Raw genomic sequence first — 26,572 nt, forward strand, 5'->3', positions numbered from 1 at the left:
GGCATTTGGCCTGCTTCCCAGCCCGGGCCGGGGCCTACCCGGCGGCAGCCGCCAGGGCGCGCAGATCGCCGAGGACCTGCGCGTCCGTCCCCTCCAGGGCGGACAGCGCGCCGTGCCACCTGCGCAGGGCGGACCGTTCGTCCCCGAGCGCCTGTCGGACGTGCCCGCACTCGTACTCCGCGAGCCCCCGGCCGTAGGTGTCGCCGCGTGCGGCCGCTTCCCGGATCAGCACCGCGCACACGTCCTCGGCCTCTTCGAGACGGCCCAGCGCTCGCAGCGCCTGCGCCCGGCCCAGCCGTGTCTCCCGCTCGGCGTTCCAGTGCGCGCCGCAGGCCGTCATGACCTGCAGCGCCTCGTCAAAACTGTGCAGGGCCCGCGCGGGCTCGCCGAGACGCAGGTGGACGCGGCCGGCGTTGCACAGGGCGACCTGCTCGATCACGGCACTGCCGAACTCGCGGGCGAGGTCCCTGCTGCGGCGGTGATACGCCAACGCCGAGCGCGGGTCGGTCAGTTCGGCCACGTGTCCCTGGTGACCGAGCAGCTCGGCCTCCTCGACGGGAGTGAGGCGCTCGGGACGCAGGGCGAGACACCGCGCCAAGGTCGTACGCGCGTCGTCGCCCCGGCCGAGTTCCCGCAGCAGCGCGGCCCGGTTGCCGAGGTGACGCATACGGGCGGTGTCGTCGGAGAGGGCCTCGCTCAGCTCCACGGCCTCGTCGAGGAGGAGCAGGGCCCGGCGGAGGTGGCCGGCCGAGTAGTGGGCGGAGGCGAGGTGCCCCAGCGCCCGCCCTTCGGCCGCGGTGTTGCCGCTGGACCTGGCGAGGGCGATGGCGTGCCGGGTGAGCCGTTCGAGATCCCGGGCCCGGCCGCGGTCGTGGAGATAGGGGAACAGGGAGCCGATCAGGGCCAGCGTGCGAGCGGGGCCCAGCCGCCCGTCCGCCCCCGAACCGGCCAGATGCAGCAGATTCGCCACTTCCTCATCGCCCCAGGCGAGCGCTGCCGCTGTGCCGGCGAAGACCGTACCGGGACGGTCGGCGGGGCGCTCGCCGTGATGGGCCTGCTTCGGGCCCCGGGGACGCGGGAACTGCTGCTCGCCCCCGGGGTTCTGACCGGACCGGAGGACTCGACCGAGCTCGGGACCTGGCCTGGGGGCAGGGCCCTGGGCGTGCCGAAGGTCTCGGCCGGGCTCGGGACCCTGGCCGGGCCCAAGGGCCTGGCTGTGCTCAGGGCCTCGCCCGAACTCCGGGCTGCGCTTGCCCTCGTGACCTTGCCCGAACTCCGGGCTGCGTCCATGCACGAGGTTTCGGCCGGGCTCGGAAACTTGCCCGGCTCCAAGGGCCCGGCCGTGCTGAGGGTCTCGCCCGAACTCCGGGCTGCGCCTGTCGTCATGGCCTTGCCCGAGTTCCATGCTGCGTCCATGCTCAGGACCTCGCCCGAGCCCGGCATCTTGCACGGGGCCAAGGTCTCGGCCCTGCTCAAGGCTTCGCCCGTGGTCAAGGTCTCGCCCGAGTTCCCGGCCCAGTCCGTGCTCAACGCCTCGCCCGCCCTTCGTCCCTGTCCCGCTCCCGGCCCCTCGCCCCCGCTCAAGACCGGCCCCTAGCCCGGCCGTCCGGCCGGGATCCGGCCGCAATGCCGTCGCGCACTGCGCGAGCCGCTCCTCGTACCAGCGCAGCGCGCGTTCGGTCGCCGCTGCGGTCCGGTCCTGTTCTCCGGGGCGGCTCGCGAGTTCCCTGGCGAAGTCGCGGACGAGGTCGTGCGGTGTGTACCGGTCCCAGCCCACCTCCTGGAGCAGCGCCACCTCCGCCAGGCGGACCAGCGCCCGCTCGGCGGCACGTTCCGTGCGGTTCAGGGCCGTGGCCATGAGGTGTGTCCCGTACTCGGGCAGGTCCAGGGCACCGACAAGGACCAGCGCCGCCGCGGCGTCGGCGTCGCACGGGTCGCCCGAGCCGAGCAGCGCCTCGTGGGCCGCCAGGAGGGGGCGGCGCACGCTCAGGTCCTCCAGTTCCAGATGGTCGAGGCGGTCCTCCGGCCGGGCGAGGCGTTCCACCAGCTTCGCCACCGGCAGGTTGCGGCGGCTCCGCAGGCGGGCGGCCGAGACGCGCAGCGCCAGCGGCAGGCGGCCGCACAGGGCCACGAGCCGCGCGACCGGTTCGGCGTCGGACGCGGTCCAGGACCGGCCCGAGGCGCGCTCCAGCAGTAGGGCGCCGTCCTGCGGCGAGAGCGGCTCCAGCCGGACATGCACGGAGGCGCCCAGCGTGGCCAGTGGCCGTCTGCTGGTGAGGAGTACGGCGCAGCCGGCGCCGGCCGGCAGCAGTGGACGTACCTGGGTCACCGAGGCCGCGTCGTCGAGGACGAGCAGCGTCCGGGTGGCGGCGAGCGTGGAGCGCAGCAGGGCGGAGGCGGCTCCCACGTCGCACGGGATCCGCCGGGTGTCCACGCCGAGGCCGTGCAGGAGCACGGAGAGGGCGTCGGCCGGTGAGAGAGGTCGTACGCCGGGGGTCGCGCCGTGGAGATTGAGATAGAGCTGGCCGTCCGGGAAGGCGGGCCGCAGCTGCTCGGCGACATGCAGGGCGAGGCCCGTCTTGCCCACGCCGGGCATCCCGCTGATCACGGCGACCGCGGTACGCGCGGCAGCGGACTCCAACTCCCCGCGGATCTCGGCGATGTGCGCGTCGCGGCCCACGAAGTCACCTGGGGAGGAGGGGAGTTGCGCGGGCCGCTGCGGGGAGGGCGGCGTCTCGGCCCCGCTGCGGAGCACCTCCTGGTGGGCCTCCTGCACGGCCGGTCCGGGTTCCACCCCGAGCTCCTCGACCAGGGTCCGGCGCAGCGACCGGAAGAGGGCCAGCGCTTCGGCCCTCCGGTCCGTCCGGCCGAGGACGAGCATCAACTGGCGGTGCAGCGCCTCCCGGAACGGATGCTCCTTGACCAGCACGCCGAGTTCGGCGGCGAGCCCGTCGAGGCGGCCGAGTCGCAGAAGCGCCTCGTACCGGCATTCGAGTGCCTGCAGCCGCTGCTCCTGGAGGAAGGTCACCACCGGGTGTCCGGCCAGGGCAGGCACATCGGCGAACGGCGTACCCCGCCACAGCGCCAGAGCCGCCCCGGCGAACCGCTCCGCCGCCGCCCAGTCCTCCCGGTGGCCGGCCTCCTGTGCCCTGCGCACCCCCGCCTCGAACTCGGGCCGGTCCGACTCGCCCTCGCCGACGAGCAGTTCGAGCCCGTGCGACCGGGTCCGCAGCCGCGTGCCACCGACGTCACGGAGGCTTCTGCGCAGCCGGGCGATGTGGTTGTGCAGCGAGGCGGTGGCGGTCGGCGGTGGCTCCTCGCCCCACAACACCGTCATCACCGTCTCCACCGGCACGGCACGGTTCGGCTCCAGCAGCAGCGCGGCGAGCAGCGTGCGTGGCTTCGGCCCGCCGAGCACGACGGCCACGCCGTCGTCGTCGACGGCCGTCAGCGACCCCAGCACCGCGAACCTCACCAGCGCTCCTGCCTCCGTATCCCCTGACCCCGAGTCTCCTGACCCCGTGTCGAAGAACATCATCTTCGTCCTGCGTCGGGCGAGGTTCAAAGGAGCGTCACAGCACGGTTGTTGGCGGCCTGTTGGAGTCCGGTTGGCGGCGGTCGGCACGATGCGTGTCCCCGTGAGCCGAGAAGAGGATGGGTGCACATGTCGACACGCCTGGTACGGACGGCGCTGGTGGGCCTGACAGCGATCGCGGCGGCAGGTTCGGTCCTGTCGGCCGCCCCGGCGCACGCCGCCGAGCCGGCCGGGTCCCGGCACACCGCGACGCAGGCCGCCATGGACGCCGCCGTGGCGGCGGGCGTCCCCGGTGTCGTGGCCGAGGTGCGCGACGGCCACGGGGGATGGAAGGGCACCTCGGGCGTCGCCGACCTCACCACCAAGCAGCCCCGCGGCAACGGCGACCGGTTCCGCGCGGGGAGCGTCACCAAGACGCTGGTGGCGACCGTCCTGCTCCAGCTCCAGGCGGAGGGGAGGATCGACCTGGACGCCACGGTCGACCACTATCTGCCGGGCCTGGTGCAGGGCAACGGCCACGACGGCACGAGGATCACCGTCCGTCAGCTGATGAACCACACCAGCGGCATCTTCAACTTCACCGAGGACGCCACCTTCGTGCAGCAGGTCCTCGGCATCGACTTCCTCCGGACCCGCTACGACGACTGGACCCCGCAGCAGGTCATCGCCCTCGCCCTGCAGAACCCGCCGCAGTTCGAGCCCGGCACCTCCTGGAAGTACTCCAACACCAACTACCTGCTGCTGGGCCTGATCATCGAGAAGCTGACCGGCAGGCCCTACGCCCAGGAGATCGAACGGCGCATCACCGGGCCGCTCGGCATGCAGGCCACGTACTTCCCCGGCACCGACCCGCACGTCCCCGCTCCCACCCGGCACTACTCCACCTTCACGGAGGACCCCGGGAAGATCTACGACGTGACCGAGCTCAATCCCTCCTGGGCCTGGGCGGCGGGCGAGATGGTCACCAATGCCGCCGACCTCAACCGTCTCTATGCCGCCCTTCTCGGCGGCCGGCTGCTGCGCCCGGCCCAGCTGGAGCAGATGACGACCACGGTCGACACCCTGGGGAACCTGGCCCGCCAGCGCTACGGCCTGGGCCTCATCGAGTACGAGACGACCTGCGGGGTCAAGGTGTGGGGGCACTCCGGAGGCATCCACGGCTCCTCGACGCAGTCCTTCGGCACCAAGGACGGCCGCCACATGATCACCCTGAACTTCAACGGCGACTGGGTCGGCGGCGGGAAGACCGTCGTCTCGGCCGAGTTCTGCCCGCCCGCGACCTCCTAGTCGAATAGTCGAACCAGCCGAAGCGCTCAGCCGCGCAGGGTGCGGACCACCTCGGCCAGCGGCGTGGCGGGATGACCGGTGAGACGGGGCACGGCGTCGCTGACACCGTCGAGCTCGCCCGCCGCGATGGCCGTGTACGTGGACACCCAGGCGTCGAGCTGCCACGGCGGGGCGTCGTAGGGGGCACGGGAGGCGTACGCCTCCTCGACCGTCTCGGGGTGATACGTGACGCCACGGCCCTGCACCTGTGAGAGGACGGCCGCGGCCTCCTCCAGCGACAGCGACTCCGGGCCGGTGAGGTCGTACGTGGCACCGGCGTGTTCGCCCGGCCGGGTCAGGACGGCGGCCGCGGCATCCGCGATGTCGTCGTGGGACACGAACGCGGCCCGCCCCTTCCCGGCGGGACCACGGATGACCCCGTCCGCACCGGCGATTTCGGGCACGAACTCGGCGTAGAGGTTGTCCCGCAGGAACGTGTACGCCAGCCCGGTGCCCCGGATGTGCTCCTCGGTGTGGAAGTGGTCGCGGGCGAGGGTGAACGTCGCGTCGGGCGCCGCGCCGAAGAAGGAGACGTACACCAGGTGCCGTACTCCGGCCTCGACGGCGGCGTCCACGAAGCGCCGGTGCTGGGAGAGCCGGTCGGCGCTCTCCGACGCGGAGACCATGAGGACCGTCTCCGTGCCGGTGAGGCCGCGCACGACGGCCCCGTGATCGTCGTAACTGCCCTGCACAGGTGTGGCGCCCGGGAGCTGCGGGGCCCGCTCGGGGCTGCGTACCAGGAGCCGTTGAGGCGTGTCCCGCGCGGCCAGACGGCGGGCGACACGCCCGCCGAGGCGTCCGGTGGCGCCGGTGACGACCACTGTGGGCTCAGGCATGTTCCAGTCACTTCCTCGGCTTGTCGTCGGAGGGCGACAAGCTACTCCCCGGACGGTGCGGCTCGGTCAGCGGGACACGCCCAGCGCCACCGGCGTGCCGAAAGTGCGCCAGGCGAACGCTCATCAGGTCAAGCGTCCCGGACCCTTGACTCATAACCCGTCAGTAGCGATCCTCGTCACACATCTTGCGCCGGTCATGACAAGACCCATGGCCGCCGACCGAGGGGCGTGGTGCCGACCATGACTCGATGTCCGAATCGCAGACGAAAAGACGTCACCGTCGTATCGCTGCTCCTCTTCGTCCTGGCCATCGCCCTGGGCCCCACCCCCAGTTCGGCGGCCGCGAGCGACTGGTGGAACCCCACCTCGCGCCCCGCTCCGGACGCCCAGATCAATGTGACCGGAGCGCCCTTCACCGGCACCGACTCCGCGGGCGAGGTGCGGGGGTTCGTCGACGCGCACAACCACCTCTTCTCCAACGAGGCCTTCGGCGGCCGGCTGATCTGCGGCAAGGTGTTCTCCACCGCCGGAGTCGCCGACGCGCTCAAGGACTGCCCCGAGCACTACCCCGACGGCACGCTCGCGATCTTCGACTACATCACCCACGGCGGCGACGGAAGGCACGACCCGGTCGGCTGGCCGACCTTCAAGGACTGGCCGGCCCACGACTCGATGACGCACCAGGCGAACTACTACGCCTGGGTCGAGCGGGCCTGGCGCGGCGGACAGCGGGTGCTCGTCAACGACCTCGTCACCAACGGGGTGATCTGCTCCGTCTACCCCTTCAAGGACCGCAGTTGTGACGAGATGACGTCGATCCGGCTGCAGGCGAAGCTGACCTACGAGCTCCAGGACTACATCGACGCCATGTACGGCGGCACCGGCAAGGGCTGGTTCCGGATCGTCACCGACAGCGCGCAGGCCCGGCAGGTCATCCAGCAGGGCAAGCTGGCCGTCATCCTGGGCGTCGAGACCTCCGAGCCCTTCGGCTGCAAGCAGATCCTCGACATCGCGCAGTGCAGCAAGGAGGACATCGACAAGGGGCTCGACGAGCTGTACGACCTCGGCGTGCGCAGCATGTTCCTGTGCCACAAGTTCGACAACGCGCTGTGCGGGGTCCGCTTCGACGAGGGCGGGCTCGGAACGGCCATCAACGTCGGGCAGTTCCTGTCGACCGGCACCTTCTGGCAGACCGAGAAGTGCACCGGCCCGCAGCACGACAACCCCATCGGCACCGCCGCCTCCGCGGCCGAGGCCGACCTGCCCGCCGGTACCGACGTCCCGGAGTACGACACGGACGCGCAGTGCAACGTGCGCGGGCTCACCGACCTCGGCGAGTACGCCGTCGAGGGCATGATGAAGCGCAAGATGATGCTCGAGATCGACCACATGAGCGTCAAGGCCACCGGCCAGGTCCTCGACATCTTCGAGGCCGCCGACTACCCGGGCGTGCTCTCCTCGCACAGCTGGATGGACCTGAACTGGACCGAGCGGGTCTACTCCCTCGGCGGTTTCGTCGCCCAGTACATGCACGGCTCCGAGGGCTTCGTCGCCGAGGCGGCGCGCACCGACGCGCTGCGCGAGAAGTACGGCGTCGGCTACGGCTTCGGCACCGACTTCAACGGCGTCGGCGACCATCCCGGGCCGCGCGGCGCGAACACCTCCAACCCGGTGAAGTACCCGTTCAAGAGCGTCGACGGCGGTTCGGTCATCGACAGGCAGACGACCGGTCAGCGCACCTTCGACTACAACACCGACGGCGCCGCCCATGTCGGCATGATCCCGGACTGGGTCGAGGACATCCGCCAGGTCGGCGGGCAGAACGTCGTCGACGACCTCTTCCGCGGCGCCGAGTCCTACCTCGACACCTGGGGCTCCTCCGAGCAGCACCAGGCGGGCGTCAACCTCGCCAAGGGACGTACCGCGACGGCCAGTTCGTCCGAGTCCAACCCGTTCACCAGCTACCAGCCGGGACGGGCCGTGGACGGCGACGGCGGCACCCGCTGGGCCAGCGACTGGAGCGACGACCAGTACTGGCAGGTCGACCTCGGCTCCACCCACCTGGTCGGCCGGGTCACGCTCGACTGGGAGCGCGCGTACGGCAAGTCGTACCGGATCGAACTCTCCCCGGACGGCGGCACCTGGCAGACCGTCTGGTCCACCACCTCCGGCGACGGCGGCCTCGACACGGCCAAGTTCACCGGCACACCGGCCCGTTACATCCGCGTCCACGGTCTCGACCGAGGCACGGACTGGGGATACTCGCTCTACGAGGTCGGCGTGAACAGCGCCTGAGGCCGAGCACGAGAGGCGCACCCATGGCACGGATGCCGTCGGCCGAACGGCGTCGGCAACTGACGGAAGCGGCGATCAGGGCGATGGCCCGGGACGGCGTGGCCAAGACCACGACCCGGTCCATCGCCGCCGAGGCGGACGTCTCCCTGAGCGTCTTCCACTACTGCTTCGACTCCAAGCAGGAGCTGATCGAGTCCGTCATTACCACCATCACCGACCACTACGTGACGATCGTGAAGGAGGCGCTCAAACCCCGGGACAGCCTGGAGGAGACCGTCCGGGCCGGCTTCCAGGCGTACTGGGACCATGTGTGCGCCCACCCCGACGAGCACATGCTCACCTACGAACTCACCCAGTACGCCCTGCGCGAGCCGGGGTTCGAGCATCTGGCGCGGCGGCAGTACGAGCTCTACGGCACGCTGTACGCCGAGCTCATCGAGCAGCTGCGCCAGGACATCGACTTCGAACTCCGGGTGCCCGTCTCGTCGTTGGCCCGCTATCTGGCGGCCATGACGGACGGGCTCACCCTCAACTACCTGGTGCTCGGCGACGAGGAGGCCTGGACCGACATCCTCGACACCGTCACCTCGCACATCGCCGGACTCGTGACGGCCGAGGGCCCTGAGCGGTCCTGGTGAAGTCGGCTGCGGTTCGGCAGCGCCCTGAAGGGGCGCGGGGCTGTATATGTCAGCAGCTCCGCTGCGGTGCGCGACCAGCCACGACGGCGCCGCAGCCGACCGACAACCCCTCGCCGCCCCGCGGCGGAGCCGCACATCGACACAGCCGGCGGAGCGCTCAGGCCCGCAGCGGGTTGAAGCGCGCCGCCGCCATCAGGTACCAGGCGGTGGCGCCGGTGTGCCGGTAGGGGTAGTAGCCGAATCCGAAGCCCGTGTCGAGCGGGCTGCTCGCCGAGACCACCCCGGACCGGGCGGGCGCGGCCGCACCGCCGAGGGTCTGGTCGGCGCCGAGCAGGTCCTGCGCGCGCTCGACGGAGGCGATCAGACGCCGGGCCCGCTTCTCGTCCCCGGAGGCCCGCCGGTGACGCAGGGCCAGCGCCAGGTGGGCCGTTCCCTCGAACCACACGCCGTTGCGGTCCGGCTTGGGCTGGCCGTCGGCGATGGGAGCGTCCTCGTCGGCCAGCAGGCTCGCCGAGCTGAAGGTCACGCCCGCGTACGACTGGCCCGCGGGGACCGTGCTGTTGGGGCGGTCGGCCGCATCCAGCACCGCGAGCTCGGTCGCGCACCAGTCCAATGAGCGCTCGTAAGCGGGGGAGCCGAGGGCCAGGTGTGTCCAGGTCTGGGTGTCCTCGGGGACCGGGGACCTGTTGATCGTCACGCCGTCGTTGGTGCCGGTGTAGAAGAAGCCCCCGTCCGGCTCCCACATCCTCCTGACGAACTCCGCGGCGACAGAACGCCGTTCGCGCCACACCCGGTCCCCGGTGAGCCGCGCCAGCTGCCCGAACAGTCCGATCAGGTCGGTGTTGTGCTCGGTGGAGGTGAACGGCAGCTTCTCGTTCGCGCCGTTCACCCCGAACTTGAAGCCGCCCAGCGGCTCGTCGGTCCGCCCGGTCCGGTCGATCCACTCACCGATCCGTACGGCACCGGCAAGGAACCGCCGCTGCCCGGTCCGCCGGGCGAGGGCGGCGAGTGCGATCCCGGCCCAGGCCATGTCACCGACCGCCGTACCGGTGAAGCCGAACTGCCATCCGACGTTGGCCTTTCCGTCCGCCCGCACGAACCCGTCCGGCTGGACGGTGCCGTCGTAGAACGTGTACGGCCCGACGTTGTAGGCCTGGCGGACGCGGCCGTCGTCGTGCTCGGGGTCGTTGGCCTGCGCGAAGAGCAGCGCGTCCCCCAAGGTCGTCGCCCGGGTTCTGCCTTCTGCCGAGCCGCAGGCCAAGTGCGCGAGGATCGCGAGGGCGTTGTCGTAGGTGAAGGCCGTGCTGAACAGGCCCGCCTGGTCGGTGTAGCTCTGGGTGAGCCGGATCGTGCCGTGGTCCGGGTAGGCGTCCATGGCGGCGGCGAGGAAGGCCCGCGCCCGGCCCGGGGCGGAGGCGGCGGAACCGCCGGCACCGTCCGCCGCGCGGGCGGCGCCCGAACCGGCCGCGAGGGCGACCGCGGCACCGAGTCCGGTCCCGATGAGTGCGCGGCGGTTGAACGCGGGTCGGTCCGGGCTGCCGGTCATGGGTCTCCTCGAATCGAAGGGGGCGGGCGCCTTTGAGAGCGCTCTCAGGAGTGCGCGCTCATTCTGCTGTCGCCTCAGGTCCGGGTCAACGGCTGGGGAACGTGGAGCAGTTGGGAGGTCAGCCTCGGGAGCCGTCGTTGTCCGCGGGGCGGACGGCGGGCCTGCCGCACCCGACCGGAGACGCTCGAAGACGAGGCCGAAGGTGAAGCCCGCGGTGAAGCCGATCGGTACCTGGGAAGAGCAGGAGACGGACCGTGCGGTCGCCATGGGGACGGTCTACGCGATCCTCCGCCACGGCTATACGCTCCAGGAGCCCGCCGGCCACTGAAAGGGGTGTTCCGTGACGACCATCTCGGTGACCGGACACATCGACCTCACGGCGCAGACCGCCGTCCTGGTGCGCGCCGCCCTGGACGAACTCCTGCGGCGCCATGCCCTCGACGGCGAACTCGTCGGTGTCTCCTGTCTCGCCAGGGGCGCCGACTGCGTGTTCGCGGAGTCCGTGCTCGCCGTGGGCGGACGGCTGACCGTCGTCGTCCCCTCGCGGGACTACCGCCGCACCCGGGGGCCGGACCACGCGGCCCTGTTCGACCGGCTCGTCGAGGCGGCCGCCGAGGTCGTCGTCCTGCCGATCGAGACCGCGGGACGGCACGCGTACGAGGCGGCGAACAGTGTCCTGGTCGAACGCGCCGACCGGCTCGTGGCCGTATGGGACGGCACTCCGCCCACCGGCAGGGGTGGCGGAACCGCCGACACGGTCCTCGAGGCCCGGGCGGCGGGTGTCCCCGTCGACGTGGTGTGGCCGGAGGGGGCCGCCCGCACCCGCCGGGAGCACCGCGAGGGCGCTGCCGACGGGTGCGCCGGGATCAGACCGCCGTCGCCGGGAACGTCGGGTACTCCACCCCGGAGACATGCTGCACGACCCGGATGACCTGGCACGAGTAGCCGAACTCGTTGTCGTACCAGAGGTAGAGGATCGCGTTGTCGCCGTCGACCTTGGTCGCGCCGGCGTCGACGATCGACGCGTGGCGGGAGCCGATGAAGTCGCTGGAGACCGCGTCGGGCGCCGTCGTGAAGTCGATCTGGCGCTTGAGCGGCGAGGTCAGCGACACCTCGCGGAGGTGGTCGAGCACCTCCTCGCGGGACGTCTCACGGCCGAGGCGCAGGCTGAGGATCGCGATGGAGACGTCCGGCACGGGCACCCGGATCGAGCTGCCGGTGATCGGCGCCTTGAGGTCGGGCAGCGCCTTGGCGACGGCCGAGGCGGCACCCGTCTCGGTGATCACCATGTTGAGCGGCGCCGAACGGCCACGGCGGTCGGCCTTGTGGTAGTTGTCCAGCAGGTTCTGGTCGTTGGTGAACGAGTGGACCGTCTCCACATGGCCGCGCAGCACGCCGTACTCGTCGTCCATCGCCTTCAGCGGCGGCACGATCGCGTTGGTGGTGCAGGACGCGCAGGACAGGATCTGCTCGTCCGGCTTCACGGTGTCGTGGTTGACGCCGTGCACGATGTTCGGGACGTCGCCCTTGCCGGGCGCGGTCAGCACGACCTTGTCGACGCCGGGGCGCAGATGCTGGGACAGGCCCTCGCGGTCGCGCCACTTGCCGGTGTTGTCGATGAGGATGGCGTTCTTGATGCCGTACGCCGTGTAGTCGATCTCCGACGGGTCGTTGGCGTAGATCACCTTGATGGCGTTGCCGTTGGCGATGATCGTGTCGCTCGCCTCGTCGACGGTGATCGTGCCCTGGAACTGGCCGTGGATCGAGTCGCGGCGCAGCAGCGAGGCGCGCTTGACGAGATCCTCGGCGGCACGGCCGCCGCCACGGACGACGATCGCGCGCAGGCGCAGCCCGTTGCCGGAGCCGGACTTCTCGATCAGCAGGCGGGCGACGAGCCGGCCGATGCGGCCGAAGCCGTAGAGGACGACGTCACGGCCCTCGCCACGCTCGATCTTGTTGGCGCCGGTGGCGCCGGCGACGGCCTCGGCGGTGAACGCCTCGACGGACAGGCCCCGGTCGTCGGCGCGGTAGGTCGCGGCGAGCATGCCGATGTCGATCTGGGACGGGCCCAGGTCGAGGTCGGTGAGCGCCTGCAGGAAGGGCAGCGTCTCGACGACCGACAGCTCCTCGCCGGCGATCTGCCGGGCGAAGCGGTGGGTCTTGAGGATGCTGACCACCGACTTGTTCACCAGGGAGCGGCTGTGCAGCAGAACGGTCACGTCCCGCTCGCGGTGCAGCTTCCCGATGATCGGGATCATCGACTCCGCGATCTCCTCACGGGTCTTCCAATTGGTGAACGAGTCCTCATTGACAGTCACAGATCTATCTCTCGATCGAGCTGGGTGGCGCTCATATGCTAACCCCATGCTCATGCGGCCCTTCGAACGGGGTGGGAGCTTCCGCAGGCGGGCGACGGCCGGCTGACTCCCACCCCGCCGCTATGAACGGCGCAGCACACCGTCGGAGACCGCCAGGGGCGCCGCGGTGAGTTCCGGCTGGCACAGGACGAGCGTCAGGTCGTCGGTGGGCGGCCGTCCGATGTGGGCGGTCAGCCGGGCATGCAGGGCGTCGACGGCCTGCTCGGGCAGCGGGTCGCGCAGGGTGGCGGCAGCCTCGTCGAGGAGGGGGAAGGGTGTGCCGTCGCGGTCGCGGGCCTCGGTGAGGCCGTCGGTGTAGAAGAGGACCCGGTCGCTGCCGTCCAACCGGTGCCGGTACTGCGACGGTTGAGGTCCGAGGCCCAGCGGGGGCGCCGACTCGCCGGGCTCCAGCAGGTCGAGGCGGGCCCCCACCCGCAGCGGTGCCGGGTGCCCGCAGTTGACGAGCCGGACCTCGCCGGGCGCAAACTCGGCCAGCACGGCGGTGACGAAGTCCTCGGGGCCGAACTCGGGCGCGAGCCGGGCGTCCAGATCCGTGGCCAGTGCGGGCAGATGCGGCGCGACGGGGGCGAGGTCACGGAAGGCGGCGAGCGTGGCCGCGGCGAGCCGCAGCGAGTCCAGGTCGTGGCCGCGGACATCGCCGACCAGGAGCCGCAGTCCGTACGGCGTCACGACCACGTCGTACACATCGCCGCTGAGGTGGGACTCCTGGGTCGCGGAATGGTAGCGAGTGCACACCTGCGTGCCGTCGAGGGTCGCGGAGACGGGGCGCAACAGGGCTTCCTGGGTGGCCCGGGTCACCTGCCGGGAGCGCTTCAGGGTCGTGCGCAGCAGAGTGTGCCGCCGGGCGGCCTGGACGGCGAGCACACAGCCCAGAAGCAGCCCTGACCCCCGTACGGCGAAGTCGGGCGCGAGGAGATTGCCCGTCGTCGCACCGAGGAGCAGGCCGAGCAGCAGAGCGACGCCGCAGACCACGGCGGTGGACCGGACGCCCAGGCGGGTGCCCGCCAGGACCGGGCCGATGAGCAGCAGCGCGACCAGCTGGCCGAGCATGTCGAAGAGCAGGTCCAGCGCCGTGATCAGCAGACACAGGCCCAGGGGAGGCAACGGGGACAGCAGCAGGCGGCGGGACGGCGGTCGGCGTCCCACGGTGCGGAGGGCGTTCATGTACGGCTCCCCATCAGGACCTCGGGCCACGGACGTCGCCACTATCTCGCCCTGGCCGGGCGCCTCATGCGAAGTGATCGCAACACGCGCCAAAGTGAGCAGGAACTTACGTTTCGGTCCTCACCGGCGCACGTCCGGGAAGCCGTCATCGAGAAGACCGGGCCTCACACGCGTATCAGCGGGCACGGGGCCGCGCGCTCCGGGACCACGCCATCGATCCAAGGGACGGACCTCATGAACGCAAGCGCAGCCATCGGCGTCACCGGACTGGGCGTGATGGGCCGCAACCTGGCGCGGAACCTCGCCCGCAACGGGGTCGCCGTCGCCGTGCACAACCGGTCCGCCCTGCGCACCCGCGCGCTCGTGGAGGAGTACGGCCATGAGGGCACGTTCGTCGCGGCCGAGTCGCCCGAGGAGTTCGTGGCCGCGCTCGAACGCCCCCGCCGGCTGATCGTCATGGTCCAGGCGGGCGCGGCCACCGACGCGGTCGTCGAGGAGTTCGCCCCGCTCCTGGAACCCGGCGACATGATCGTCGACGGCGGCAACGCCCACTTCGCCGACACCCGCCGCCGCGAGGCCGGCCTGCGCGCCCGCGGCATCCACTTCGTCGGCACCGGCATCTCCGGCGGCGAGGAGGGCGCGCTGCACGGCCCGTCCATCATGGTGGGCGGCTCGGAGGAGTCGTACGCCGTGCTCGGCCCGCTGTTCGAGCGCATCAGCGCCAAGGTCGGCGGCGAGCCGTGCGCCGCCCACATCGGCACCGACGGCGCCGGGCACTTCGTGAAGATGGTGCACAACGGCATCGAGTACGCCGACATGCAGCTCATCGCGGAGGCGTACGACCTGCTGCGCCAGGTCGCCGGATACTCGCCCGCCGAGATCGCGGGTGTCTTCCGCCGCTGGAACGAGGGCCGGCTGGGCTCCTACCTGGTCGAGATCACCGCCGAGGTCCTCGCCCACACCGACCGGGCCACCGGCGTGCCCTTCGTCGACATCGTTGCGGACGCCGCCGGGCAGAAGGGCACCGGCCGTTGGACCGTGCAGACCGCGCTGGACCTGGCCTCGCCCGTCACCGCCGTCGCCCAGGCCACCTTCGCCCGCGCCGCCTCCGGCCAGACGGAACTGCGCGCCGCCTACCGCGGCCTGCCCGGCGGCACCACACCCCCGCTCAGCCGCACCGAGGCCGAGCGGTTCACCTCACAGGTGGAACACGCGCTCTACGCCTCGAAGGTCGTCGCCTACGACCAGGGCTGGACGATGATCCAGGACGCGGCCGCCGAGTACGGCTGGAAGATCGACCTCGGCTCGGTCGCCCGGATCTGGCGCGGCGGGTGCATCATCCGCGCCGCCTTCCTCGACCGCATCCGCGCCGCGTACGCCACCGACCGGGAGCTGGTGAGCCTGCTCGGCGAGATGGAGTTCGCGATGGAGATCACGGACGCACAGGTGCCATGGCGGGAGACGGTCGCCTCGGCGGCCCGCCGCGGCATCCCGGTGCCCGCCATCTCCGCCGCCCTCGCCCACTACGACACCCTGCGCGCCGAACGCCTCCCCGCCGCGCTCCTGCAGGGCCAGCGCGACTACTTCGGCGCCCACACCTACCGGCGGACCGACCGGCCCGGCGCCTTCCACACCCACTGGGCGGCGCCCGGGCGGCCGGAGACATCGGAGTGAGGGCTCGGATTCGGTGACCCGCGAGGGGCCCACACCTCGGGGTGGGCCCCTCGCGGGGGAGCCTTGCGCTGTTTGAAGCCTCAAACGACCGCTGGATAGCATGTGATCATGGAAACGACGCCGCGCTGGCTCAACGACGAGGAACAACGGGCCTGGCTCGCCTACATCGACTTCTCCACCCTGCTCGGCGACTATCTGAACCGGCAGCTGCGGCGGGACGCCGGGATGACCCACGCCGACTACAGCCTCCTGGTGCACCTCTCCTCGGCGCCCGACCACGCCCTCGGCATGTCCGAGCTCGCCCAGCGCCTCAAGATCACCCGCAGCCGACTCACCCATGCCGTGAACCGGCTCCGGGAGGCGGGACTCGTCGACCGGCGCGAGGACCCCGCGGACGGGCGAGGTCAGCTCGCGGTGCTGACGGAGGAAGGGGTCGCGGTCCTCTCGGCGGCCGCGCCCGGACATGTGGCGGCGGTCCGGCGGGCCGTCTTCGACGCGCTCACGCCGGAGCAGGTGGGGCAGCTCGCGGAGATCGGGGAGGCGGTGAGCGACGCGCTGCACCGGGTGGAGGCGGAGGAGGCGGGTGCGGCGGTGCTGCCGTGGCGCCGCCGGTGAGAGGCGGCGGCCCACGGAACGAACGCCGGGCGCACGCAACCCCACAGCGCCCACCGCACTCCTAACAGGCAGACACGGTCCGCCCACAGAGGAGTGCGCGTTGGCAGAGCTGTCCCGTCGCAGATTCATGGTCTACACGCTGGCGGCCTCCACCCTCACCGTCGCCGCGCCCCTCGGCTGCGACTCCTCGACCGCCGAAGGGGCCACGGGTGAAGGCGCCGTGCGCAGGTCCTCCGACGCCGTCGTGACCGGCACCGACGAGGAGATGCTGGTCCTGGAGGTCACACGGGAGAACAAGGTCGTCGTACGGCTGCCCCGCGTCGAGGTCGGTCAAGGGGTCACCACCGCGGTCGCCATGATGATCGCCGAGGAACTCGACGCCCGTCTCGACGACGTCCGCATCCCCCTCGCGGACGCCCGCACCGAGGGCAACCAGTTCACCGGCGGCTCCAGCTCGGTCAGTTCGCTCTACGACCCGGCCCGCAACCTGGCCGCCACGGCACGCGCCCGGCTGGTCACCGCGGCCGCCAACCGCTGGCGCCTGCCCGCGCGGGTCCTGCGCACCCGGGACACCATGGTCGTCGCACCGGACGGACGCACGGCCACCTTCGGCTCGCTCACCGAGACCGCCGCGCACATCCGCCGGCCGCGCGTGTCCAGCAAGCCCAAACCGGCGTCCCGGCACCGGCTGATAGGCAAGCCCACCACCCGGATCGACGCCCGCGACATCGTCACCGGACGGGCGCAGTACGCCGGTGACCTCAGCTCGGCCGGAGCGAAGCCGACCGTGGTGGCGCGGCCGCCCACACTCGGCGGCAAGGTCGCCTCCCTCGACGACCGCGCGGCCCGCGCGCTGCCCGGAGTCCTCGAAGTGGTCGGGATTCCCGGGGGAGTCGCCGTGGTCGCCGAGTCCTTCCACCACGCCTTCGAAGCCAGGGACGCCCTGAAGATCACCTGGAGGCCGGGACCGCTCGCCGGGGTCTCCGACGCCGAGATCCGGTCCCGGCTGAAGACGGCCGTCCCGGCGCTGGAGGCTCCGCCGCGCGGCTCGACGCAGATCGAGGCCCGGTTCGAGTTCGCCTTCGTCAGCCATGCCCCGATGGAGGTGCTGACGGCCGTCGCGGACGTACAGGACCGCCGTGCCGAGATCTGGTTCTCCTCCCAGACGCCCATGGACGCCCGGGAGAGCATCGCCGCCGCGGTCGGGCTGCCGGGTTCCGCGGTCAAGGTCCATGTGGTGCGTGGCGGCGGCTCGTTCGGACGCCGCCTGAATCATGACGCGGCGGTCGAGGCGGCGATCGTCTCCAAGAAGGCGGGCCGCCCGGTGAAGTTGATGTGGAGCCGCGCCGACGACATCCGCCACGGTCGTATGCGACCGGCCTCCCACCACCGCATACGGGCCAGCCACGCCCAGGGCAGGGTCGTGGCCTTCGCCCACGCGACGGCCTCGGTGAGCGAGTCGTACAGCGGGATCAGGACCGCGTCCTTCCGCGCGGCCTCGCCCCTGCCCAGCGACAGCGGCCTCTACAACTTCGGCCGCCTGTCCGGCGATTCGGGCTCCGTCGAACTGGCCATACCCCTCGGGGCGTGGCGGTCCGTGGACTCCGGGACCGTGCGGACCGCGGAGGAGATCGTCGTGGACGAGATCGCGCGGAGCCTCGGCCGGGACCCGGTCGCGTTCCGCCGTACGACACTCAGGAGCAAGCCCGTCAGAGCCGTACTGGACAAGGTCGCCGCCGCCGGGCACTGGGGCCGGGCCATGCCCGCCGGGCAGGGCCAAGGGGTGGCCGTGCACGAGGAGTACGGGTCGTGCGTGGCCTGTCTGGTGGAGATCGACGCCGCCGATCCGAAGCACCCGCGGGTGACGAAGGTGGTGATGGCGGCCGACGTCGGCACGGCCGTCAACCCGCGTGGCCTGGAGGCCCAGTTGATGGGCGCGGCGACCGACGGCATCTCGACGGTCCTGCAGGCCGGGCTGCACATCGACAAGGGGGCCGTACGGGAAAGCAGTTACGCCGACTTCCGGTACGCCCGACAGCGCGACGCCCCGCTCCGGTTCGAGGCCCACATCCTGCCGACCGGAGGGGAACCCGGCGGCGCGGGCGAACTCGGTGTCCCGGCGGCGGCCGGTGCCGTGGCGAACGCCTACGCCCGCGCGACCGGAACCAGGCCCCGCCGCTTCCCGATCGCTTTCTGAGATCCCCAAAATCCCTGGAACTCCTGGGCCCCCTCGAACCACTGAGACCTCCGAGAAGGTGCAGATGCCGTCCTACTCCTTCGTCCTCAACGGCAAGCCCGTCACCGTCGAGGCCCCCGCCGACATGCCGCTGCTGTGGGTGCTGCGCGACCTGCTGCATGTCACCGGCCCCAAGTACGGCTGCGGCGTCGGTGTCTGCCGCGCCTGCACCAGCCACCTCGACGGCGACGAGATACAGCCCTGCGTGGTGCCCGTCGCGGACTGCGCCCGGCGGGAGGTCACCACCATCGAGGGCCTCGCCGACGGCGACACCCTGCACCCTGTGCAACAGGCCTGGCTGGAGTGCGACGTAGCCCAGTGCGGCTTCTGCCAGCCGGGGCAGATCATGGCCGCGGCCGCGCTGCTGAAGAAGACGCGGCAGCCCACGGACGCCGACATCGACGCCATCGAGAACGTCTGCCGGTGCGGCACGTACCCCCGAATCCGCGAGGCGATCAAGAAGGCCGCGGACGCGCCCCGGGGTGCTTGACGCTCCGGTGCGACCCACTTAGCGTCACCTCGACACGTACGCGCGGGGAGGTCGACGATGACGGACGCCAGGGACTCCCTCGACGACAGAGCCGGGCAGCTCCAGCTGGAGACGCACGGCCTCGATGTCATCGGCGACGCCGAACGCAAGGGCACGCCACGCACCCTGTTCTGGCCGTGGTTCGGCGCCAACGTCTCCGTGCTGGGGCTGAGTTACGGCGCCTTCGTGCTCGGCTTCGGGATCTCCTTCTGGCAGGCGCTGGTCGCCGGTGTCGTCGGGATCGTGTTCTCCTTCCTGCTGTGCGGCTTCGTGTCCGTGGCCGGCAAGCGCGGCTCGGCGCCGACGATGGTTCTCAGCCGGGCCGCCTACGGCGTACGGGGCAACCGTCTCCCCTCGGTGATCTCCTGGGTGCTCACCGTCGGCTGGGAGACCGTGCTGTGCGCCCTCGCCACGATGGCCACCGCGACCGTGTTCGACCGGCTCGGCTGGGGCGGCGGCACCGGGACGGAGGTCGTGGCCCTGATCGTGGTCGCCGGGCTCACCGTCGTCGGCGGAGTCATGGGCTTCGACCTGATCATGCGGCTCCAGACGGTCATCACCGTGGTCACCGGCGTGCTCACCGTCGTCTACATCGCGCTCGTCGCCGACCACATCCACTGGAGCACCGTCAGCGACGTCCCGGCGGGCTCCGCACAGGAGTTCATCGGCGCGCTCGTCTTCATGATGACCGGCTTCGGCCTCGGCTGGGTCAACGCCGCCGCGGACTACTCCCGCTATCTGCCGCGCACCTCGTCGAGCCGGGGCGTGATCGGCTGGACCGCCTTCGGCGCCTCCCTCGCCCCGCTCTTCCTGCTGGTCTTCGGACTGCTGCTCGCGGGCTCCTCCGAGAGCCTCAACGAGGCGGTCGCGGCCGACCCCATCGGAGCACTCACCACGATTCTCCCCACCTGGTTCCTGGTCCCCTTCGCGGTCGTGGCGGTGCTGGGCCTGGTCGGGGGAGCGGTGCTCGACATCTACTCCTCCGGCCTGGCGCTGCTCTCGGCGGGTATCAGGATCCCGCGCTATCTGGCCGCCCTCGTCGACGGCGTCCTGATGATCGCGGGCGCCGTCTACATCGTCTTCTTCGCCGACGACTTCCTCGGCCAGTTCATGGGCTTCCTCACCACCCTCGGCGTCCCCATCGCCGCGTGGTGCGGCGTCATGCTCGCCGACCTCCTGCTGCGCCGCCGCGACTACGACGAGGGCGACCTCTACCGCCCGGCCGGCCGCTACGGCGACGTCCCCCTCACCCCGCTCCTCCTCACCCTCGCCGCCACCGCGCTCGGCTGGGGCCTGGTCACCAACTCGGCCGCGAGCTGGCTGGAGTGGCAGGGCTACCTCCTCGACCCCCTGGGCCTCGGCGGCAAGTCCGGCGCCTGGGCCTACGCCAACCTCGGCGTGCTCGCGGCGCTGGCACTCGGCTTCCTGGGCACGCTGCTCCTGCGCCGCGGCCGGGTCCGGGAACAGGAGTCGCAGGCCCCGAGCCCGACGGAGGTCCCCGCCGTATGACGACCGGCCGTCTGACCGTCATCGACATGCAGCGCGTCTTCGCCGACCCGGACAGCCCCTGGGCCACACCCCGGTTCGCCGAGGCGGCGGCAGGCGTACGACGTCTGCTGCCGGCCTTCGACGACCGGGTCACCTTCACCCGCTTCCTGGCCCCCGCCGAACCCACCGGCGCCTGGACGGCGTACTACGCGCAGTGGCCCTTCGCCCTGCAGCCCCCGGACGCACCCCTGTGGCAGCTGGCGGACGACTTCGCCACCACGGCGCACCACGTCCTGGACGCCCCGACCTTCGGCAAGTGGACCCCCGAACTCGCCTCCCTGGCAGGCCCGGAGGGCCGCCTGGTCCTCGCCGGCGTCAGCACGGACTGCTGCGTCCTGTCCACGGCCCTCGCCGCAGCCGATGCCGGGGTCGAGGTGCTGGTCGTCGCCGACGCCTGCGCGGGCGCGGACGACGACTCCCACGCCAAGGCGCTGCACATCATGGACCTCTACCAGCCGCTGATCAGGGTCACCACGGTCGCGGAGCTCCTCGACACGGTGAGGTGAGACAGGGCCCCGAGTCTGAAGTAGTTGGCGCTATCCGGTGGGTACAGGGGCGGCGGTTGCCGTGTTCAATCACTCGTATCGCGACACGTGACACGTACGGACGTTCCCCACACGTCAGGAGGCACCGTGATCGCCGCTCCCGAACTCGGGCTCACCGAGGAAGACGTCATCGAACGGGCCGTGCGACTGCGGCCCGTCCTGCTCGAACGCCAGGCGGAGACCGAGCGACTGACGCATTATCCGAAGTCCACCCACGACGACTTCCTGCGGGCCGGCTTCTACCGGATGCTCCAGCCACGCCGGTACGGCGGCTACGAGTTCGGTCTGCCCGTCTTCTGTCGCGTGGTCACCGAGATCGCCCGCGGCTGCCCCTCCACGGGCTGGGCCCTCTCCCTGACCTCGGCCCATGTCCTGCAGGTCGCGGGGTACTTCGGGGAACAGGCCCAGGACGAGATCTTCGGCGCCGACGGCGACTTCCGGGCGGCGTCCACCGTCGCGCCCGTGGGCGTCGCGCAGCCCGACGGCGACGGCCATGTCGTCCTCGACGGCACCTGGCCGTACTCCTCGGGCGCCCCCTACTCCACGCACTACGTCGGCCAGACCCTGACCGCCGGGGATCCGCCCGGGCCCCCGGTGCTGTTCGTCGCCCCGCGTCCGGTGTGGACGGTCCTCGACGACTGGCACGGCGTGCTCGGACTGCGCGGCAGCGGCTCCAACAGCGTCCATATGGACAACGCCCGCATACCGGCGTACCTCACCTGCGAGGCCAGCCTCATCGACCTGCCCTGCGAGGGCGGCAGCGTCGGCTCCAAGCTGCACGGCAACCCGATGTACGCCCATCGCGCGCCGAGCTTCTACCACGCGGAACTGGCGGCCGTCATCGTCGGCATCGGATACGCCGCCGCCGACGAGTACGCCCGCATCGTGGCGAACCGCCCCCTCCTCCTGGAGCCCGACCGCACCCGTGCCGACCTGTACGACTACCAACGGCACCTGGGCGAGGCGCTCGGCCTGATCCGTACCGCCGAGGCCGCCCTGCAGCACACCGCCGCCGACTGGATGGAGACCTGCCGGCGCAATGCCGCCGGGGAGGCGCCGTTCACCGTCGCGGAGGACAACCGGCTGGCGCTGATGTTCCTGAACGCCGGGCGGATGGCCTGGGACGCCTTCCAGAACATCCTGTTCCGAACGGCCGGCTCCCGGCACGCCCGCGACGGCGAGCGGATGCAGCGCTACTTCCGGGACGCGGCCACGTACTGGACGCACGTCGGGCCCGGCATGGCCGAGCCGCTGTTCCGGCGGGTCGGCTGCGACCGGCTGGGCCTGCCCTCGGAGCACATCCCGCTCATTCCCTGAGCACCCGCGGGAATGCTCCCGTCCCGATCGGGTACGCGCTCAGGGCCGCACCGGGGCCCAGCGAGCCCCGCACGACCGCCGCTATCAGGGGATTGCCATGCAGACACCCGCGAACGACAACTCCGCCACCCCGGCCAGGCGGGCGCTCGACGCACTCGCCGAGAACACCGAGGACATGGCGGCGCTGGACACGCTCGCCAGCAGCGACGTGCTCGTGCCCGTGCCCGACGACGCCAGCGACGCGGACGCCGCCGACCCCACCGCGGTCGCGCTGCCCGTGATCGAGCAGCCCGGCGGCGCTCCGGTGGTGCCCGTGTTCACCTCGGAGTCCGAGCTGGCCGGACTGCTGCCCTATGTCTCCCGCTACCGGCTGGTGCCGCTGGGCGCGCTCGCCTCGGAGTGGCCGACGGACGAACTGGCGCTGACGATAGACGCCGCGTCCGAGCATCCGCTGACGCTCACCTCGGAGGGGGTGCGGACGCTGCTGGGCCGGCCGCACGGCTGAACAGGGTCGGGGCCCGGTCACCGTGATCTCACGGAGGGGGAGCGACCGGGCCCCGAGGGCACAGGCGGACTGCCGCTCCCGTACCCAGGGTTCACGCCGACGTCCGGGTCGAGCGGCGCCGACTCCGCTCGTCCCGGACGTCCACGATCGCCGTGCCCCGAAGATAGGGCCCCGTGGCCGGTCTGTCGCTCCGGGATGCGCGGAGTCTGTCCGCAAAACGCGGCGGAACGTGGCGGCTCACGGCAGATCGCGGCGGGTCGTGGCGGATTCCCTCACGCGGCCCGCAGTGTCTGCGACGGAGTCTCCCGAAACCGCTCCCGTCTCCCCCTCCGACGGGTTCTCACAGGCTCTTCCCGGGATTGAGGATCCCGCGGGGATCGAACACGTCCTTCAGCCGCCGTTGCAACCCGTGCGCGGCGGGGCCGAGTTCATCGGCCACCCACTGCCGCTTCAGCGTCCCCACCCCGTGCTCGCCGGTCAGCGTCCCGCCCAGCCGCAGCGCCAGTGCGAAGATCTCCCCGGCCGCCTCCCAGGCCGCGTCCGGCAGCCGGTCGAGGGACGGGTCCACCACGATGATCGGGTGCAGATTGCCGTCCGCCGCGTGGGCGATGGTGAAGACCGGCACGTCATGGCGGGCGGAGATCCCGCGAATCTCCCGCACGGCTTCGGCCAGCCGGGAGCGCGGGACCGCGATGTCCTCGATCAACGGCCGGCCCAGTCGCTCCAGTGCGGGCAGGGCGCCACGCCGGGCCGCCAGCAGGGCCTCGGCCTCGGCCGGGTCCTGGGTCGTCTCGACGGTGACGGCCAGGGGTTCGAGGAGCCGCGCGACCGCCTCCGCCTCGACCGCCGCCCCCGCTCCGTCGCACTGCACCACCAGCAGCGCCGCGCCCCGCTCCCGCAGCGCCGGATCGACGGCGTGCAGCACGGGCCCGTCGACCAGCTCCGCCAGCGCGGGCTCGACACCGGCCCGGCCGATGGCCTGCGACGCCTCCGCCGCCGCCTCGAACGTGGCGAAGTACGCGGCGAGCGTGGCGGTCGCCACCGGAACGGGCCGCAGCCGCAGTGTGGCCGAGGTGATGACCGCGAGCGTGCCCTCCGAACCGGTGAGCAGGGCCGTGAGGTCGTATCCCGTGACGCCTTTGACCGTACGGCGGCCCGTGCGCACCACCGTCCCGTCGGCCAGCACCGCCTCCAGCCCGAGCACACTGTCCCGGGTCACCCCGTACTTGGCGCACCGCAGCCCGCCCGCGTTGGTCGCGATGTTCCCGCCGATCGTGGAGAGGGCGGCACTCGCGGGGTCGGGCGCGTAGCGCAGGCCGTGCGCACCGGCCGCACGGTCCAGCTCGGCGGTGATCACCCCGGGTTCGACGACGGCGAGCTGGTCGTCGGCCGAGAGTTCCAGGATGCGGTTCATCCCGGAGAGGTCCAGGACGAGGGAGCCGTCGCCCGCGGTCGCCCCGCCGGACAGCCCGGTGCCCGCCCCGCGCGGTACCACGGGGACACCGAGCGCATGCGCGTGCCGGAGGGTCACGGTCACGTCCTCCGTCCGGCGGGCGTGGACGACGACGAGGGGCTCGCCGTCGGGTGCGGCACCGGAGCGGTCGGTCGCATGGGCGAGGAGCACGGCCGGGTCGGTGGTGAGCCGGTCCGGCGGGAGGTCGCGGGCGAGGAGCCCGAGGAGCTGGGCGGAGACGGTGGTCTCCGGGGCCGCGGTCATGGGGCGAGTGCCTTCGGTGCGTCGGACGGGGTGGACCGGGCGAGTGCTGTCGTGCCGATGGCGAGCAGCGAGATGTCCTCCTGGGGCGCGTGCACGGGCGCGCACTGGATGTCCCGGAAGTGCCGCTCCAGCGGATTGCCCCGGGCCAGCCCCGGGTTCCCCAGCAGCCGCACGGCCAGCTCGACGGCCCGTACCCCGTGCCGGTCGGCCAGCACCCGCGCGCCGAGCGCCTGCTCCGGCGGGTACGACGTGTCGCCCGCGTCGAGCCTGGCGGCCCCGTCGAACACCAGCTGCTCGGCCGCGGCGAGCAGCACCTCGATCTCCCCGGCGGTCCGCCGGAAACGTTCCGTACGAGCCACCGGATGCCCGAGATTGGCGGGCACGCGCGTGTGGGCGAAGGTGTGGAAGGAGGACTGCGCGGCCCGTGCCACCCCCAGGTAGAGCGCGGCCAGCGGGAGATGGAGCGCCGCGCCCGCCCGGTTGTCCTGCTCGGAGGCAGGACCGTACGGACCGAGGCCGATGACCTGCTCGTACGGGATCCGCACCTCGTCGAAGGTCACGTCGTGGCTGCCGCTCGCCCGCAGTCCCAACTGGTCCCAGTTGCCGGCGATCTCGATGCCGGGCGAGCCGCCGGGGACGAGGAACGTGCCCACGCGTGGCTCCGGTTCGTCGGTCGTCGCCCACACCAGGAACCAGTCGAGCCCCTCCGCGCCGGTCACGAACCGCTTGGTGCCGCTGACCGCCCAGCCGTCGGCGGTGCGCCGGGCCCGGGTGGCGGGCAGTCCCCCTCGCGCGGGGGAGCCGAGGTCGGGCTCCACGCGCGCGTGGTTGATGAGTACGGGGCGTGCGAAGGACTCCTTGACCACGCGCGCGTACAACTCCTCGGGCCAGTGCGGTTGCGCCGCCTGCCGGGCGTGGCTGGTCAGCGTCATCGCCGCGATCAGGGCGACGGAGGGGTCGCCCTGTCCGAGCCGGTGCAGGATGCGCGCGGTCTCCTCGACACCGGCGCCCTGACCGCCGTACCGCTCCCCGATGGTCGCGGTGAGCAGTCCGGCCTCGTGTGCGAGCCGCAGGGACTCGGCGGGGAAGGTCCCCGACCGGTCGTGGCGGGCGGCGAGTTCGGCGATGCGGTCGGTCACGGGACCTTCTCCGGGGCGGCTCACAGGGCCTTTTCCAGGTCGGCGTCGAGTGCGGTGCTCCAGAACGACTTCACGTCCAACTCCGACTTCAGCGCGCCGAGTTCGGTGAACACGTCGGCCACCTTCTGCTGGGAGGCGATGGTGTCGTCGCCGACGGTCCTGGCCCGGGTCGGGCGCTGGGCCTGGGCGGCTGCCAGGTCCTTCTTCGCCTGGGCGAGCGGCTGGTGGGTGGCGTCGGCGGTGACCTTGGCGAAGCCGTCCAGGTGCCCGTCACGGACGTAGGCGTACGCCTTGGTGATCCGGGCGATCAGATCGGCTGCCGCCGCCTTCTCCTCGGGGCTCCCCAGCACGCTGTCGCGGGCCGACCAGAGGAAGTTGCCCGACAGGATGTCCTTGCCCGAGCCGATGGTCGTCGCTCCCTGTTGGTGGGCGGTGATGATCGAGGTGCCGTAGGAGGCGAAGGCGTCGATGCTGCCGCCGTTGAGGGCGGCCAGACCGTCGTTGGGGAGCAGCGGCTTGGCATCGATGTCGGACCACTTCAGGCCCGCCCGCTTCAGCAGCTCGTAGAGGAAGTAGTGGGCGGTGGTGTTCTGGACGTAACCGACCTTCCTGCCCTTCAGCCCGGCGATGTCGGTCACCTTCGAACCCTTGGGGACGACGACCTCCTGGTTGAGCGTGGCGCCGCGCTGCACGGCGACCACCTTGAAGTTCGGGGCGCCGTCGGCGGCGGCGAAGACCGGCGGGATCTCGCTGGAGGACGCGAGGTCCAGGGCCCCGGCGCGGATGGCCTGAAGCTGCTGGTCACCGCCCTGGAAGAGGCTCCACTTCACCTTGTAGGGGGTGTCGTCGAGGCCCGCGTACTTCAGTACGGCTTCCTCCGACTTCCAGCCGGTGGAACCGACCCTGAGGGTGACGTCGGCAGGGGAGTCGGCCTCGGCGTCGCCCCCGCAGGCCGTGGCGAACGGCAGGAACAGGGCGATCAGGGCGGCGGACGAGCGCAGGGTACGGCGGAACAACACGGGGACTCCA

19 protein-coding genes and 1 pseudogene are annotated in these 26,572 nt (G+C 71.9%); 12 read left to right on the forward strand and 8 right to left on the reverse strand.

What is annotated here, in order from left to right; genetic code table 11:
- Positions 1-34: 34 nt before the first annotated feature.
- On the reverse strand, positions 35-3,475 hold the full coding sequence (locus tag PH203_RS20005; RefSeq protein WP_289921526.1) for a BTAD domain-containing putative transcriptional regulator: 3,441 nt from the start codon (positions 3,473-3,475) through the stop codon (positions 35-37).
- A 189-nt stretch (positions 3,476-3,664) separates the two neighbouring features.
- On the opposite strand from PH203_RS20005, the gene PH203_RS20010 reads away from it, so the two are divergent.
- Positions 3,665-4,822 carry a serine hydrolase domain-containing protein gene (locus PH203_RS20010; protein ID WP_289921527.1) on the forward strand — a complete coding sequence of 386 codons (1,158 nt, stop codon included), beginning with the start codon at positions 3,665-3,667 and terminating at the stop codon, positions 4,820-4,822.
- 26 nt (positions 4,823-4,848) lie between these two features.
- Here the strand turns inward: PH203_RS20010 and PH203_RS20015 are convergent, their stop codons facing one another.
- A complete protein-coding gene (locus PH203_RS20015) occupies positions 4,849-5,697 on the reverse strand; it encodes an SDR family oxidoreductase (protein ID WP_289921528.1) in 849 nt (282 codons plus the stop codon).
- Between the two features lie 240 nt (positions 5,698-5,937).
- Between PH203_RS20015 and PH203_RS20020 the strand changes: the two genes are divergently transcribed.
- Positions 5,938-7,992 carry a discoidin domain-containing protein gene (locus tag PH203_RS20020; protein WP_289921530.1) on the forward strand — a complete coding sequence of 685 codons (2,055 nt, stop codon included), beginning with the start codon at positions 5,938-5,940 and terminating at the stop codon, positions 7,990-7,992.
- A 23-nt stretch (positions 7,993-8,015) separates the two neighbouring features.
- Positions 8,016-8,630, forward strand: a complete 615-nt coding sequence (locus PH203_RS20025; protein ID WP_289921531.1) for a TetR/AcrR family transcriptional regulator — start codon at positions 8,016-8,018, stop codon at positions 8,628-8,630.
- Between the two features lie 157 nt (positions 8,631-8,787).
- On the opposite strand, the gene PH203_RS20030 is transcribed toward PH203_RS20025, so the two are convergent.
- The gene (locus PH203_RS20030) at positions 8,788-10,176 is read right to left on the reverse strand and encodes a Tat pathway signal sequence domain protein (protein WP_289921532.1); all 1,389 of its coding nucleotides are present in this window, start codon (positions 10,174-10,176) and stop codon (positions 8,788-8,790) included.
- Positions 10,177-10,516: 340 nt separating this feature from the next.
- Between PH203_RS20030 and PH203_RS20035 the strand changes: the two are divergent.
- Positions 10,517-10,996: pseudogene (locus PH203_RS20035) on the forward strand (hypothetical protein); the annotation flags it as partial.
- Positions 10,997-11,042: 46 nt separating this feature from the next.
- Here the strand turns inward: PH203_RS20035 and PH203_RS20040 are convergent.
- Together PH203_RS20040 and PH203_RS20045 are read right to left on the reverse strand one after the other, a co-directional pair.
- The gene (locus PH203_RS20040) at positions 11,043-12,494 is read right to left on the reverse strand and encodes a glyceraldehyde-3-phosphate dehydrogenase (RefSeq protein ID WP_289921533.1); all 1,452 of its coding nucleotides are present in this window, start codon (positions 12,492-12,494) and stop codon (positions 11,043-11,045) included.
- Between the two features lie 120 nt (positions 12,495-12,614).
- Positions 12,615-13,718 (reverse strand): PP2C family protein-serine/threonine phosphatase, encoded by a 1,104-nt coding sequence (locus PH203_RS20045; RefSeq protein ID WP_289921534.1) that lies wholly within the window; start codon positions 13,716-13,718, stop codon positions 12,615-12,617.
- Positions 13,719-13,952: 234 nt separating this feature from the next.
- On the opposite strand from PH203_RS20045, the gene gndA reads away from it, so the two are divergent.
- The 8 genes from gndA to PH203_RS20085 all read left to right on the forward strand — a co-directional run bounded on the left by gndA (position 13,953) and on the right by PH203_RS20085 (position 22,687).
- Complete coding sequence (gene gndA / locus PH203_RS20050; protein ID WP_289921535.1) at positions 13,953-15,392, forward strand: NADP-dependent phosphogluconate dehydrogenase; 1,440 nt, start codon at positions 13,953-13,955, stop codon at positions 15,390-15,392.
- Between the two features lie 108 nt (positions 15,393-15,500).
- Positions 15,501-16,007 (forward strand): MarR family transcriptional regulator, encoded by a 507-nt coding sequence (locus PH203_RS20055; RefSeq protein ID WP_289921536.1) that lies wholly within the window; start codon positions 15,501-15,503, stop codon positions 16,005-16,007.
- A gap of 127 nt (positions 16,008-16,134) precedes the next feature.
- Positions 16,135-18,204, forward strand: a complete 2,070-nt coding sequence (locus PH203_RS20060; protein ID WP_289921890.1) for a molybdopterin cofactor-binding domain-containing protein — start codon at positions 16,135-16,137, stop codon at positions 18,202-18,204.
- A gap of 64 nt (positions 18,205-18,268) precedes the next feature.
- Entirely contained in the window at positions 18,269-18,733 is a 465-nt protein-coding gene (locus tag PH203_RS20065) for a (2Fe-2S)-binding protein (protein ID WP_289921537.1), read from the forward strand.
- 57 nt (positions 18,734-18,790) lie between these two features.
- Positions 18,791-20,281, forward strand: coding sequence for a cytosine permease (locus tag PH203_RS20070; protein WP_289921538.1), 1,491 nt, complete (start codon positions 18,791-18,793; stop codon positions 20,279-20,281).
- Entirely contained in the window at positions 20,278-20,826 is a 549-nt protein-coding gene (locus tag PH203_RS20075) for an isochorismatase family protein (protein ID WP_289921539.1), read from the forward strand. The genes PH203_RS20070 and PH203_RS20075 overlap by 4 nt, the downstream gene beginning before the upstream one ends.
- Before the next feature lie 126 nt (positions 20,827-20,952).
- Entirely contained in the window at positions 20,953-22,182 is a 1,230-nt protein-coding gene (locus PH203_RS20080; RefSeq protein ID WP_289921540.1) for an acyl-CoA dehydrogenase family protein, read from the forward strand.
- A 97-nt stretch (positions 22,183-22,279) separates the two neighbouring features.
- Positions 22,280-22,687: an SseB family protein gene (locus PH203_RS20085; protein ID WP_289921541.1), complete on the forward strand. Its 408-nt coding sequence runs from the start codon at positions 22,280-22,282 to the stop codon at positions 22,685-22,687.
- Between the two features lie 340 nt (positions 22,688-23,027).
- On the opposite strand, the gene PH203_RS20090 is transcribed toward PH203_RS20085, so the two are convergent.
- From PH203_RS20090 to PH203_RS20100, 3 genes are read right to left on the reverse strand one after another with little or no spacing between them, the layout of a single operon-like run.
- Complete coding sequence (locus PH203_RS20090) at positions 23,028-24,404, reverse strand: FAD-linked oxidase C-terminal domain-containing protein (RefSeq protein ID WP_289921542.1); 1,377 nt, start codon at positions 24,402-24,404, stop codon at positions 23,028-23,030.
- Positions 24,401-25,543: an acyl-CoA dehydrogenase family protein gene (locus PH203_RS20095; RefSeq protein ID WP_289921543.1), complete on the reverse strand. Its 1,143-nt coding sequence runs from the start codon at positions 25,541-25,543 to the stop codon at positions 24,401-24,403. The genes PH203_RS20090 and PH203_RS20095 overlap by 4 nt, the downstream gene beginning before the upstream one ends.
- A 20-nt stretch (positions 25,544-25,563) precedes the next feature.
- Entirely contained in the window at positions 25,564-26,562 is a 999-nt protein-coding gene (locus PH203_RS20100) for an ABC transporter substrate-binding protein (RefSeq protein WP_289921544.1), read from the reverse strand.
- Positions 26,563-26,572: the final 10 nt, after the last annotated feature.

It is taken from the genome of Streptomyces sp. S.PB5 (assembly GCF_030403745.1).
Lineage (GTDB): Bacteria > Actinomycetota > Actinomycetes > Streptomycetales > Streptomycetaceae > Streptomyces.

What these genes read in the sequence shown, in the direction of transcription:
- PH203_RS20010 (WP_289921527.1), top strand. Translation starts at nt 3,665, where the DNA reads ATGTCGACACGCCTGGTACGGACGGCGCTGGTGGGCCTGACAGCGATC.
- PH203_RS20015 (WP_289921528.1), bottom strand. Translation starts at nt 5,697, where the DNA reads ATGCCTGAGCCCACAGTGGTCGTCACCGGCGCCACCGGACGCCTCGGC.
- PH203_RS20020 (WP_289921530.1), top strand. Translation starts at nt 5,938, where the DNA reads ATGACTCGATGTCCGAATCGCAGACGAAAAGACGTCACCGTCGTATCG.
- PH203_RS20025 (WP_289921531.1), top strand. Translation starts at nt 8,016, where the DNA reads ATGGCACGGATGCCGTCGGCCGAACGGCGTCGGCAACTGACGGAAGCG.
- PH203_RS20030 (WP_289921532.1), bottom strand. Translation starts at nt 10,176, where the DNA reads ATGACCGGCAGCCCGGACCGACCCGCGTTCAACCGCCGCGCACTCATC.
- PH203_RS20045 (WP_289921534.1), bottom strand. Translation starts at nt 13,718, where the DNA reads ATGAACGCCCTCCGCACCGTGGGACGCCGACCGCCGTCCCGCCGCCTG.
- gndA (WP_289921535.1), top strand. Translation starts at nt 13,953, where the DNA reads ATGAACGCAAGCGCAGCCATCGGCGTCACCGGACTGGGCGTGATGGGC.
- PH203_RS20055 (WP_289921536.1), top strand. Translation starts at nt 15,501, where the DNA reads ATGGAAACGACGCCGCGCTGGCTCAACGACGAGGAACAACGGGCCTGG.
- PH203_RS20060 (WP_289921890.1), top strand. Translation starts at nt 16,135, where the DNA reads ATGGTCTACACGCTGGCGGCCTCCACCCTCACCGTCGCCGCGCCCCTC.
- PH203_RS20065 (WP_289921537.1), top strand. Translation starts at nt 18,269, where the DNA reads ATGCCGTCCTACTCCTTCGTCCTCAACGGCAAGCCCGTCACCGTCGAG.
- PH203_RS20070 (WP_289921538.1), top strand. Translation starts at nt 18,791, where the DNA reads ATGACGGACGCCAGGGACTCCCTCGACGACAGAGCCGGGCAGCTCCAG.
- PH203_RS20075 (WP_289921539.1), top strand. Translation starts at nt 20,278, where the DNA reads ATGACGACCGGCCGTCTGACCGTCATCGACATGCAGCGCGTCTTCGCC.
- PH203_RS20085 (WP_289921541.1), top strand. Translation starts at nt 22,280, where the DNA reads ATGCAGACACCCGCGAACGACAACTCCGCCACCCCGGCCAGGCGGGCG.
- PH203_RS20090 (WP_289921542.1), bottom strand. Translation starts at nt 24,404, where the DNA reads ATGACCGCGGCCCCGGAGACCACCGTCTCCGCCCAGCTCCTCGGGCTC.